11 protein-coding genes and 2 pseudogenes are annotated in these 11,646 nt (G+C 68.8%); 5 read left to right on the top strand and 8 right to left on the bottom strand.

From position 1 onward, the window contains the following. Positions 1-35 precede the first annotated feature (35 nt). Positions 36-368, bottom strand: a complete 333-nt coding sequence (locus ABFY07_RS02745) for a hypothetical protein (protein ID WP_346172833.1) — start codon at positions 366-368, stop codon at positions 36-38. A 651-nt stretch (positions 369-1,019) separates the two neighbouring features. Next, positions 1,020-1,181: a hypothetical protein gene (locus tag ABFY07_RS02750; protein ID WP_346172834.1), complete on the bottom strand. Its 162-nt coding sequence runs from the start codon at positions 1,179-1,181 to the stop codon at positions 1,020-1,022. A 366-nt stretch (positions 1,182-1,547) separates the two neighbouring features. On the opposite strand from ABFY07_RS02750, the pseudogene ABFY07_RS02755 reads away from it, so the two are divergent. After that, positions 1,548-1,919 (top strand): annotated as a pseudogene (locus ABFY07_RS02755) (amidohydrolase family protein); the annotation flags it as partial. Between the two features lie 82 nt (positions 1,920-2,001). Here the strand turns inward: ABFY07_RS02755 and ABFY07_RS02760 are convergent. Then, positions 2,002-2,130: a hypothetical protein gene (locus tag ABFY07_RS02760; protein WP_346172872.1), complete on the bottom strand. Its 129-nt coding sequence runs from the start codon at positions 2,128-2,130 to the stop codon at positions 2,002-2,004. A 24-nt stretch (positions 2,131-2,154) separates the two neighbouring features. On the opposite strand from ABFY07_RS02760, the pseudogene ABFY07_RS02765 reads away from it, so the two are divergent. Next, positions 2,155-2,259 (top strand): annotated as a pseudogene (locus ABFY07_RS02765) (AsnC family transcriptional regulator); the annotation flags it as partial. Positions 2,260-2,541: 282 nt separating this feature from the next. On the opposite strand, the gene ABFY07_RS02770 reads toward ABFY07_RS02765, so the two are convergent. The 5 genes from ABFY07_RS02770 to ABFY07_RS02790 form a co-directional block, all read right to left on the bottom strand. Next, the gene (locus ABFY07_RS02770) at positions 2,542-3,960 is read right to left on the bottom strand and encodes an alkaline phosphatase family protein (RefSeq protein WP_346172835.1); all 1,419 of its coding nucleotides are present in this window, start codon (positions 3,958-3,960) and stop codon (positions 2,542-2,544) included. An 85-nt stretch (positions 3,961-4,045) separates the two neighbouring features. Continuing rightward, positions 4,046-5,014 carry an ABC transporter substrate-binding protein gene (locus tag ABFY07_RS02775; protein ID WP_346172836.1) on the bottom strand — a complete coding sequence of 323 codons (969 nt, stop codon included), beginning with the start codon at positions 5,012-5,014 and terminating at the stop codon, positions 4,046-4,048. 47 nt (positions 5,015-5,061) lie between these two features. After that, positions 5,062-5,817, bottom strand: coding sequence for an amino acid ABC transporter ATP-binding protein (locus ABFY07_RS02780; protein ID WP_346172866.1), 756 nt, complete (start codon positions 5,815-5,817; stop codon positions 5,062-5,064). Between the two features lie 59 nt (positions 5,818-5,876). Then, on the bottom strand, positions 5,877-6,848 hold the full coding sequence (locus tag ABFY07_RS02785) for an amino acid ABC transporter permease (protein WP_346172837.1): 972 nt from the start codon (positions 6,846-6,848) through the stop codon (positions 5,877-5,879). A gap of 129 nt (positions 6,849-6,977) precedes the next feature. Then, positions 6,978-8,099, bottom strand: a complete 1,122-nt coding sequence (locus ABFY07_RS02790) for a pyridoxal phosphate-dependent aminotransferase (protein ID WP_346172867.1) — start codon at positions 8,097-8,099, stop codon at positions 6,978-6,980. Positions 8,100-8,302: 203 nt separating this feature from the next. On the opposite strand from ABFY07_RS02790, the gene ABFY07_RS02795 reads away from it, so the two are divergent. From ABFY07_RS02795 to aroA, 3 genes are all read left to right on the top strand, one after another. Beyond that, entirely contained in the window at positions 8,303-9,187 is an 885-nt protein-coding gene (locus ABFY07_RS02795; protein ID WP_346172838.1) for a MurR/RpiR family transcriptional regulator, read from the top strand. A 13-nt stretch (positions 9,188-9,200) separates the two neighbouring features. Further along, positions 9,201-9,872, top strand: coding sequence for an HAD family hydrolase (locus ABFY07_RS02800; RefSeq protein WP_346172839.1), 672 nt, complete (start codon positions 9,201-9,203; stop codon positions 9,870-9,872). 142 nt (positions 9,873-10,014) lie between these two features. Continuing rightward, positions 10,015-11,244, top strand: coding sequence for a 3-phosphoshikimate 1-carboxyvinyltransferase (gene aroA, locus ABFY07_RS02805; protein ID WP_346172868.1), 1,230 nt, complete (start codon positions 10,015-10,017; stop codon positions 11,242-11,244). The last annotated feature ends 402 nt before the right edge of the window (positions 11,245-11,646 follow it).

Raw genomic sequence — 11,646 nt, forward strand, 5'->3', positions numbered from 1 at the left:
GACCCGGCAGGGGCAGGAGAGCGGCACGTCGGGGCTCACGGCCGCCAAAGGGGCCCGAAGCGCGCGGGCCCGGACGGCCCCGCGTCCGGCCGCAGCGGGTGGTGGCGGACAAGGGTTACTCGGCCTGCTACCGCCCGTGGGAGGGGCCCCGCCAGGGCCTGCGGCTCTCCCGGCTGCCGCACCACACGCTCGACCGACTCCTCGTCGGTCCCTGCCCAGAGTTTCATCAGGCGCTCGACTTCCGCGACGGTGTACACGGTCGCGGTCCAACGAGATCCATCCTTCAGAGTCACGAAGGCACCGACGTTGCAGACCTCGTCCAAGTCCTCACCGTCGCTCGGCAGGAACGGCGCCTGGAAGTCCTCCATGCGGACCCGATACCAGGGCTCGTCCCGCCCTCGCGACATTCGTCCGTACGCAAAGGGAGATAAGTCCGTACGCCGACACCTTCCCGGCCCGGCGCCGTCTGCCGGCGCCAAGCCCGCTTCGTCCGAACCGAATTGCACGTTCTCGACAACGTCGAGTTCCCGCCGGATGCGGCGGGTGGACCGGGCGATCCGCCGTGAACGCGCCCTGCGGATCGTCCGGTTGACGCGCCTCGATGAGCTCCTCGACCCCAAGCCCAGTGAGCTGGCCGGCGGGCGGCGGCAGCGGGTCGGCATCGGCCGGGCCCTGGTCCGCGACCGGCGGTGCTGGTCATGGACGAGCCCTTCTCGAACCTCGGCGCGGCCCTGTGGGACACCATGCGCACCGAACTCGTCACGCTACAGCGGGGCCTCGGCATGACCGTCGTGTTCGTCACCCAAACAGCAACCTGAATAGCAGCCGCTGGCGTATGTTGCAGCGCGATGGCTAACGACTGGCGCGTGACTGTTCACGGACCGTCTCCAGTCAGGTCTGATTCTGCGTGACGCCATGCAGGGGACTGTCGCGCGGGCTGGCGGCGCAAGCGTTTCGGGTGCGCCCCCCGGTCCGGGCCCGCTGGCTGTCAGGGGGCGTGCGGCCTGTTGAGCAGAAGGTCAGGGCATGGTCTGGTCGAATTCGTCCTCATCGAGCGCGGGGTGGGGCAGCGGGGTGGGGCGATCCCGGTCGTGGCGCAGGCCGTCCAGGATGAGTGTGAGGTAACGCTTCCACAGTTCGGACGTGACATTCCGGCTGTGCCGTGTGACGGCCCCGAGCATGAGCTGGATGAGCGGGAAGCCGGTCGGCTCGTCCTGGCTCGTCCTGGCTCACCGAGCTCAAGGCCGACGGAACACACACGATTACCCGCGCCCAGCGCACCGATTGCAACGGCGCCTGGAGGTTGACCATCCCCGCCCTCGACGTATCCCTGGAGATCACCCACCGCGGACTGCCTGACTCACCCCGGCGGCCTCTACGCCGGCGTGTGCTCCGTCACCGGCACGCTCGCGGGCGAAGACATCGCCGGACACGGTTGCACGGACGTCACCGGACAGGCCGAGGCCGGCGGCAACCGCCGCGCCCCGCTCACCGGAGTCCGGCGAGCGGGGCGCGGCCTTCCCCCCGCACGACCCGAGGGGCCGACCATGACCAGCACCGACAGGTGGCTGATCGGTTTCCGCTACCAAGATCTTCCCGGCCGCATCGTTCGATGCTTCTACCTCGTCGACGCCGCCGATCCGCGGCGAGCCCAGCAGATAGCAGCCGCCCGGGCCCACACGCCCGTCGAAATTTCATTGTCATCATCATCCATGGACCGAGTGGGTGAGGCGGTCCGGCGCGGAGTGAAGGTGGCGCTCGGCACCGACGCGGGTGCCGTTCAGCACGCCCGGAACCTCCGGGAGCTCGGGCACCTGGTCGAGCTGGGCATGTCACCGTTGGAGGCCATCCGCGCCGGGACGCTGAACGCCGCTCAGATGATGGGGCTGGACGAGACGCTCGGCACCATCGAGCCGGGGAAGACCGCCGACCCGAAGCGGCTCGTCGCGACTGGCGGCGAACGTGTCCCGCCACCGGTCGCGACGAGAGCCCACGAAGCGCTCACAGCCGCTCGGCGCTGCGGTCCCATGTGCCCGGGGCGACGCCGCGCTCCCGTAGCTCCGCCTCGCGTACCTTGCCCGCCTCGGTGAGTGGCAGGGCGGGGACCAGCTCGATGTACCGCCTGCCCATGGCCGCGAGGCCGCACCGGACGACCTGGACGCGCGTCTGCTGGAACTGCTGAGTGCGGATGGGCGTACGTCGCTGCGCGACCTGTCGGCGGCGACCGACACGAGTCTGACCACAGTGCGCCGCAGGCTGCAGTCGCTGCTCGCGTCACGGCTGAGCCTGCGCTGCGACCTGGCCCGGCCGCTGTCGGGATGGCCGCTGTCCGCCGTCTGCTTCGCATCGGTTCCGGGCCGGCATGTGGAGGGGACGAGCCGGGCGCTGTCCGGGGTGCGGGAGGTCCGCTCGTGCGCGATCACGTCAGGCCCGCACAATCTGGTGATCGACGTCTGGCTGCGGGAACTGCGCGATGTGCACGCCTTCGAGGCCCACCTGTCGCGCAAGCTGCCGCGTCTCACCGTGTCCGACCTGTCCGGCTCAGCTTCGGTGCCTGTCGGCCGAGAGAAAGTACTGCCGGCCGGCGAGATGTTGAAAGTGTGCCGTGGTGACATCCGCGGCGTCGCGCTCCGCGACGACCCGTCGGGCCTTCGGAAGCGCTGATGCGTCTCGGTGACCAGGAAGGAGGGCTTCGCTCAGTATCCGTCCGGACATGGATGGCGGGACCGGTAGCCGCGTGAGCCGGCAGATCGTCGGGGGAATGTCGAGGTGGTCGGCCGGGAGTGGGGTTTCATGGGCGGTTCGGAAGCTCGGCCCGTTCAGCACCAGTGGTATGCGCATGTCGGCGGCTGACGTCGAGCCGTGGCCGCCCGTGTACCGCGCGCCGTCTCGGACGCTGTGACCGATGCGCGGGTTGCCGAGCCGGTCGTGGTAAGTGAGCGACACATACGCGAGCAGGCCGTCGGCGGCGCTTCGGGCGGAACACAGCTCAGCCGGCGGAAGGAGCCCGGGGACGTCGCCCCCGGCGAAGACCGGCCCGGACCATTCCGCCGACATGATGGCATCGAGGATCGCGTCGACCTGCTGAGTTCGGAGGCGCTGCCGCGCGTACACCAGCACCCCACCGTTGTTGTCGACAAGCTGCACGACATCGGCGAGCGAAGGCGGAATCAGTGACGCCATTTCGGCCATGTCGACCGTGTGCGTCGCGTTCGAGAAGCCGTGGTCGGCCGTCACGATGACGTCGGTGTGCGGTGCCTGCTCACGGACCCGGTCGATCAGTCGACGCAGTCGGCGGTCGATCTCGGAGAGGGCGTCATCCCCCACTGGGCCGTCGACGCCGTTGTCGTGTTGTACGTCGTCCAGCTCGCCCGACCACAGGACGAGGACGTCCGGCGCCAGCTCCGGAATGACGTAGTCCACGATCAGGTCGGTTGCCCAGCCCAATTCGGGGAATGGGCCGTCCGCGGCCTGGGGAAGGCTTCCCGCGAGACGGCGCCGGACGCTCTCGGGCTGCGCGTAGAAGGCATCGTGATCGTACGGATGCGTGCCTATCACGGCCCCGTGCCCGTCGGCCGCTCCCGGGTTGAGCAGCAGGGTGCAGCCGTTCGACCCTGTTCCGACGACGACGAGCTCGCGGCCGTGGTCGGCGAGGTGTTCACCGAGGGTCGGTGGAGGAAGCAGCCGGCCACCCCGGAGGGAGCGGAGCAGCTCCAGGTGGTCGGGGCGGCCGGTGTCGATGAGGTGTCCGTCGGCCCAGAGGCGGTTGCCCGGGATTCCGGTGACGCCGGGGGGCGCTCCGCTGGCGAGGGACGCCGCGGCGGGGCGGGTCAGCGACGGTGTGACCGAGCGCGCTTGCCGGTACGACACGCCGCCGCGTGCGAGTTCCGTGAGGAACGGCATCTTCCGCACATCGGTCGCCCGTAGTCCGTCGACGACCACGAGGAGCGTGCTCACCATTCCGCTATCTCCGATCGAGGCTCTGCCCCTGAGGGCCGACCCGGGGCAGGACGGGGTCCGGGTCCGACGTTTCGTGTTCGGGCGCTCACTTCTTCTCGATCGGCAGGCCGGGCGGGTTGAGCTGGGAGGTGCTCACCCCGTCGCTGGTGAGGCCCCAGCGGGCCAGGATCTTCCCGTAGACGCCGGTCTTGATCAGGTGGTTGATCGCGTCGTTGAGCGGCTTGCCGAGGCCGTTGTTCTTCTTGGTGGTCGCGGCGATCAGGCCTTGCAGGTGCTGCCCGGCTCCGATGATGGCGCCGACGACCTGGGTCTGGCCGGAGGTCTTGGCGTGGTACAGGGCTTCGGGGTTGGGATGGAGGTAGGCGTCGATGTGGCCGGACTGAAGGGCCAGGTAGCAGGCCGATTCGTCCTGGTAGTACTTCACGTTGATGGGCTTGCGGCCCGCCTTGACGTTCTGGGCGCTCCAGTCCAGCAGGACCTTTTCCTCACTGGTCCCGGTGGGTACGGCGATGGTCCTGCCCGCCACGTCCTGGGGGCCGGTGACGCGCCACGTCGTGCCCTTCTTGGCCTCGAACGCCTGAGCGTCCTTGCGGTAGGTGGCCATGTCGTACTTCTGCTTGCGCAGTTCGGTGACGGTGATGTTGGAGACGCCGACGTCGTACTTGCCGCTGTCCAGACCGACGAAGATCTGTTCGAAGGAGACCGGGTTGTAGTGCACCTTGAGGCCGAACACCGAGGCGATCGCGTACGCCATGTCCGCTTCCACGCCGATGAGGGTCTTGTTGTCCGTGGCGAAGAAGGTGAGCGGTGCGGTGCCCCCCTTGGAGTTGCCGATTTCGAGGGTGCCCCGGGACCGGATGGCCGCGGGCACCTCAGCGGCGATGGAGGGGACCTTGGAGGCCTCGTAGCGCTTCTGGTCGGGGCTGGTGTTGAAGGGCCCCTTGGACGCCGATCCGGATGCGTCCTTGGCGGGGCCGCCGCAGGCGCTCAGGGTGAGCGCGGCAGCGATGGCCAGGGTGAACGGGGCGAGCTTGGGGCGGGTGAGCACGGACATGATGGTGCTGCCTTTCAGGAGAATCAGGAGAGTCAGGAGAAGCGGGGTCAGAGGACTTTTGAGAGGAAGGCGCGGGTGCGCTCGTGTCGGGGGGAGTCGAGCACGTCGCCCGGTGTCCCCTGCTCGACGATCCGGCCGTTGTCCATGAACACCACGGTGTCGGCGACCTCACGGGCGAAGCCGATCTCATGAGTGACGACGATCATGGTGGTGCCCACACGGGCCAGATCCTTGATCACATCCAGCACCTCGCCGACCAGCTCCGGGTCGAGGGCGGAGGTGGGCTCGTCGAAGAGCAGCACCTTGGGTTCCAGGGCGAGCGCGCGGGCGATGGCGATGCGCTGCTGCTGGCCGCCGGACAGCTGCCCGGGGTAGGCGGCCGCCTTGTCGCGCAGGCCGACGCGCTCCAGCAGCCGCTCGGCGCGTTCCTGAGCCTGGGCACGTGGCACCCCCAGGGCGGAGACGGGCGCCTCGGTCAGGTTGTCCAGCACTGTGAGATGCGGGAAGAGGTTGAAGCTCTGGAAGACGAAGCCGATGTGGGTGCGCTGACGCAGCACCTCGCGCTCGCGCAGCTCGTGCAGCCTGTCGCCGACCCGCCGGTAGCCGATGAGTTCGCCGTCGATGGTGACGGTGCCGCGCTTGACCTTCTCCAGGTGGTTGATGCAGCGCAGCAGGGTGGACTTGCCGGATCCGGACGGGCCCAGCACGACGGTCACCTCGCCGGCGCGGACCTGCAGATCGACGCCCTTGAGCACCTCGACCAGGCCGTAGGTCTTATGAACGTCGCGGATGTCGACGACCACCCGGGCAGGATCGGCCGCGGCCTCGTGGGGACGGCGGTCGGCGGAAGGTGATTTCGTGGTCACCGTAGGGTCCCTTCTTCCGCGGCGGCCGCGCGCAGGTTGCGGATGGCGAGGCGCACCCGCTCGACAGGCGTCGGCGGCAGCGCCCGCGTCGCGCCCTTGGCGAAGCGCCGCTCGACGTAGTACTGGAAGATCGTGAGGACGGTGGTCAGCAGGATGTACCAGGCGGTCGCGACAAGCAGCATGGGCACGACGCGGGAGGTGCGCCCGTAGATGACCTGGACGGTGTAGAAGAGTTCCATGATCGCCATCACGGAGACGATCGAGGTGTTCTTGAACAGCGAGATCAGCAGGTTGGCGGCGTTGGGCGCGATGGTCCGCATGGCTTGCGGCAGCACGATGCGCAGGAGCTGACGGCGCTTGGGAATCCCCAGCGCGGCGGCGGCTTCCAGCTGACCGTGGCTGACGGACAGCACCCCCGCACGGACGATCTCCGAGGCGAAGGCGGCCTCGTTGACCGAGAGCGCGAGGATGGCCGCACTCGTCGAGCTGACCAGATGGGTGGTGCTGAAGGAGAAGAACTCCGGCCCGAACGGCACCCCGATGCTCAGCCGCGAGTACAGGTAGGAGATGTTGAACCAGAAGAGCACCTGCACCAGCAGCGGCACGGAGCGCACGACCCAGACATAGCTGTAGGCGGTCACCCGCAGCAGGGGGTTGGGGGAGAGCCGCATGAAGGCCAGCACGATGCCGCCGGCGAAGCCCGCCAACGCGGCGTAGCAGGTGAGCTGGATGGTCAGCCATACGCCGTGCAGAACACTGGGGTCGAAGAAGTACTGCCGGAAAGTCGCCCACTCCAGGCCGGGGTTGGTGGCGAGGGCGTGCGCCAACTGGGCCACCAGGACGAGGGCGACGGCCACGGCCACCCAACGGCCGGGGTGCCGGACTGGAACGATCTTGGGGTGTCCGGGCTGCTCGGCGGGGCTGCCCGGTGGTGCGAGCGCGGCTTTGCCGTCAGTGGCAGTGGTCATGATGACGTCTCCGATTCAGCGGTGAGTTCGGGAATCCCGGGCAGGCGGAGCAAACGGTGGATCACACTGCGGGAGACCGTCGCCCGCCGCCGGCCACAAGCCGGCCCGGTGGGTGGCCGGGAGAGCACATCAGCCGGCCCAGCGGTCGAGGAGCCCGGCCATGGCCGACAGTCCGCGGCGAAGATGTTCCTCCGCGATGGCGAAACTCAGCCGCAGATGCCCGGGAGCCCCGAAGGAAGCACCGGGGACCGTGATGACGCCGGAGTCCAGGAGGCGGTCCGCCACCGTGACGTCGTCGGGGGCGAAGCGTCGCACGTCGGGGAAGACGTAGAACGCGCCGTCAGGAGGCGTCCGGAACAGCCCGAGGGGTTCCAGCGCGGCCTGACACACCTTCAGCCGACTGCGGAGGATCGCCCGGAACTCGGCCGTCACATCCGGTCCGGTGAGGGCGGCGAAGGCGGCCGCCTGCGCGATGCGGCTGACGTTCGAGGTGGTGTGGGACTGGACGGCGGCAGCCGCGTCGATCACCTTCTTCGGGCCCGCCACCCAGCCCACCCGCCAGCCTGTCATGGCGTAGGACTTGGACACACTGCCGACCGTGACGAGTCGGTCGCTCACCCCGGGCTCGACCCGGCCCGGTGCCGGGACGGGCCGGAAGCCAAGATCGACATAGGTCTCGTCCGAGACAATCCAGACGCGGTGCTTCGCCGCCCACGCCAGGAGCGCACGCAGCTCCGACGTGTCGTAGACCAGTCCCGTCGGGTTGTTCGGTGAGCACAACACCATCGCCCGGGTGGACGGGGTCCGGGCTGCCTCCAGGTTTTCCGGGGTGACCTTCAGCTCGCCGGCGGACGGCTGGACGATCACCGGGCTGCCGCCTGCCAGCCGGACCGAGGACGGGAAGGTCACCCAGTACGGCGCCGGTATCAGGACCTCGTCCCCAGGGCTGAGCAGCGCCATGAACGCGTTGAACAACGCCTGTTTCGCGCCATGGGTGACCAGTACGTTGGAGTCGTCGAGGGGCGTCGTGGTCCTTGCGCTGAGCCGGTCGGCGATCGCCTGACGCAGATGGGTCTCGCCGCCGGTCGGCCCGTAGTGGTGGTTCTCCGGCCTGCGCACGGCATCGATGGCCGCGGAGACGATGGTGGCGGGGGTCGGCAGGTCGAGTTCGCCTGCCGAGAAGTCGAAGACTTCGACGCCCTCACGGCGCAGCCCTGCGGCGCGCTGGCGCAAGGCGGCGGTCGGCGACATGGTGATCACGGGAGTATTCCTCGTTTCCGGAGTTGGTCGGCTGCCAGGTTCGGAGTCGGGAGTGACGCGGGAAGCAATCGCGGGTTACCGAGGGATGAACTATCCAGAGATGGCAAGGGTGTCGGGATGAGATATCCAGGCCGTGCTAGTGTCCTGCCCGCACCGACAGTCGATCCGCCCGTGCCACAGCGAAATGAGGCCCCGTGGTTGCAGCCAAGTCGTCCCTGCTGAGCGGCGAATTCGTCACCCGTGCCCAAGCCGCTTTGCACAACCTGGGTGCCACGGACAAACGGGTCATCGAGATGATCCTCAGCGATCCCGACGCGGTTGTGCGCGGCTCGGTGACCGAACTCGCCCAGAAGGCCGGCGTCGCGCAGTCCTCAGCGGTCCGTGCCTGCCAGCGCCTCGGGTATCGGGGCTACCAAGACGTCAAACTCACGATCACCCGCGATCTCGCCCAGCAGGACGAGCAGGAGCAAGAACTCGCCCACGAAGAGGGAATAGACGGCCGGACACCAGCCGGCGACATCCTCGATCGCATACTCCGCCGCAGCGGCAGGGCCCTGGTCGACGCCGCACAGACCGTCGACCCCGCGCTGCTGTCACTCACCATCGACCGCATGGCGGTGGCCACCCGCGTCCTCGTCGTCGGCAACGGCACGTCCGCGGCGCCGGCCCACGATGCCGCCTACCGGCTGTCCGCGCTCGGCCTCGTGACGATGTTTCCCACCGACGTCATGGCCCAGCACCTGGCCGCACGACACCTCGACGAGTCCTGTGTCTGCCTTGTCATCAGCCACACCGGTGCCAGCCGCGAATCGCTGAGGGCCGCCGAGGCCGCGCGAGCGGCAGGCGCGTTCACCGTCGCCATCACAAGCTTCGCCAACTCCCCCCTGACCCGCGTCGTGGACGCCGCACTGATCGCGGGAGGACCCGAGTACGGTTTCCGCCTCGAAGCAATGGCCAGCCGCCTCGCTCACCTGGGAATCGTCGACGCACTGTTCGTCGGCATCGCCGTTCGCAGCCCCAGCGCATCCACGAAAGCACTCGACGTGATGGCCGACATCACGGTTGAACACTCTCTGTAGAAGGAACACACCTGTGCCCCACCACGACAACACCCCGAGGATCGACCTGGCTGTCCTCGACATGGCCGGCACCACCATCGCGGACAACGGCATCGTCGAACGGTCCGTGGACGAGGCCCTGTCGCTCGCCGGTCTCGGCCCCATCACCCCGGAAACCCTCCGGCCCCTGCGCGGCATGGCGAAAACCGACATGTTCAGCCGTCTGGCGCCTGACCCCCGCAAGGCCGCCGAAGCACACCGCCACTTCGTCGACCTCATGCTCAACGCGGTGCCGGCAGGTGAGCTACCCGCCAGGGACGGAGCCGAGAGCGTCCTCGTCAGCCTGCGGGAGCGCGGAGTCAAGACGTGCCTCATGACCGGCTTCGACCCCGCGGTCCAGGACGCCCTCCTCGACGCCCTCGGCTGGCGCGACTTGATCGACCTCACGGTCGCGCCGTCCGGAACGCTCCGTGGCCGCCCCTACCCCGACCTGATCCTCACCGCGGTCATCAAGCTCGGCATCGAGGCGGTCCAGAACGTCCTCGTCGCCGGCGACACGGCCAACGACCTGCTCGCCGGTACACGCTCCGGAGCCGGACACGTCATCGGCGTCCTGGGCGGAGCACACGCACGGGAACAACTCCAGGCCGCACCACACACAGCCATCGCGGCCGACCTGGAAGAATTGGCCGCGCACCTTGCCTGAGACCGATGCCGGCCGACGAGATCCCGACCGTGTGGAGAACCGGTCCAAGGGCAGGAACGAGGAACCCTCCCCGCCGCTGAACGAGGATCGACCACAGGCGAGTACCGAGCGCCTCGCCGGGGGAGGCTATCCGTTCCAGGACATCCCGGGCTCGAAGTCCGTCACCGCCCGCGCGCTGTTCCTGGCGGCCGCCGCACGAGGCACGACGGTGCTGCACAGACCCCTGGTCTCGGATGACTCGTCGGGGTTCGCCGAGGGGCTCGCCTCGCTCGGCTACCGGCTGGAGCACGAGCCGGACCGGTGGGCGGTCGAGGGCCGCGTGCGGGGACCGGCAGCCGAACGGGCCTCGGTCTTCTGTCGCGACGGCGCCACCACCGCGCGGTTCCTTCCCGTCCTGGCCGCCACCGGCCACGGCGTCTTCCACTTCGACGCCTCCGCCCAGATGCGCCGCCGCCCTCTCGGCCCGCTTACCCGGGCACTGCGCGACCTCGGCGTCACCGTTGTCCACCGGGAGCGGGAGGGCCACCACCCGTTGACGATCCATGCCGACGGGATCAAGGGAGGACACCTCACCCTTGACGCCGGGCTGTCCTCCCAGTTCCTCACCGCACTGCTGCTGGTCGGTCCGCTCACCGAGCAAGGGCTCACCATCACCGTGAGCGACCTGGTCTCCGTGCCGTACGTGGACATCACCGTGGCGATGATGGAACGCTTCGGGGCGCACGTGCACCGCGACGGGAACACCTTCACAGTGCCCGCTCAGCCGTACCTGGCCACCGACTACATGATCGAGCCGGACGCCTCCACCGCCAGCTACTTCCTGGCCGCGGCCGCGCTCACCGGCCGCCGCGTCACCATCCGCGGACTGGGCGCGGGCAGCCTCCAGGGCGATCTGGGCTTCGCGCAGGTGCTCGCCCGGATGGGAGCACACACCACACTGGCCCAGGAACACATAACCGTCACCGGTGCCCACGGCGGACGGCTGACCGGCATCACCGTGAACATGCGCGACATCTCCGACACCATGCCCACGCTGGCCGCCATCGCGCCGTTCGCCGACACCCCGGTCCGTATCGAGGACGTCTACAACACCCGGATCAAGGAATGTGACCGGCTCGAAGCCTGCGCCGAGAACCTGCGCGCCCTCGGGGTCCCGGTCCAGGTCGGACGGGACTGGATCGAGATCCGCCCCTCCCAGCCCCACCCCGCACGTATCGCCTGCCACGGCGACCACCGCATCGCCATGGCCTTCAGCATCACCGGCCTGCGCACTCCCGGTCTCACCCTCGACGATCCCGGATGTGTGAAGAAGACCTTTCCCGGCTTCCACCGCGCGCTGGACGGCCTTCTCGCCATCTGGCAGCGGGGCTAGCGTCCTGGGCCAGTAGTCGTTCGTCAGTTGTCGAATGACCTCTTCTCGGCCGTGCGCGATCACCGCCACCGGCGCGGGGGAGTGGTGCGGTACGGAGCGGGTGAACGGACCGACGCGCGGCCTGGGCCGTGGGTGAAGCGGCCGACGACCACCAGGGCCGCGTTGGCCGATCAGGTGCGGACAAGAGCGGCGGCCCCTGTCACTGAGTGCGCCACGGGTGCCCTGTGCGAACGCGACGGCCTGCTTGTCATTCACTGGCAGATGCCACCACCCTGACCATTGCCCATACCAGTCGAACCAGAGTAATGTTCCTGGCGTAACTGGTTCGCCTGTGTCTTTGCTGGCTGAGAAGGAGTACATCCTGTGCGGGTTTCGCCGATCGTCTTCCCGGACCCGGAGGCC

The sequence above is a fragment of the Streptomyces sparsogenes subsp. cuspidosporus genome (assembly GCF_039532705.1).
Lineage (GTDB): Bacteria > Actinomycetota > Actinomycetes > Streptomycetales > Streptomycetaceae > Streptomyces > Streptomyces sparsogenes.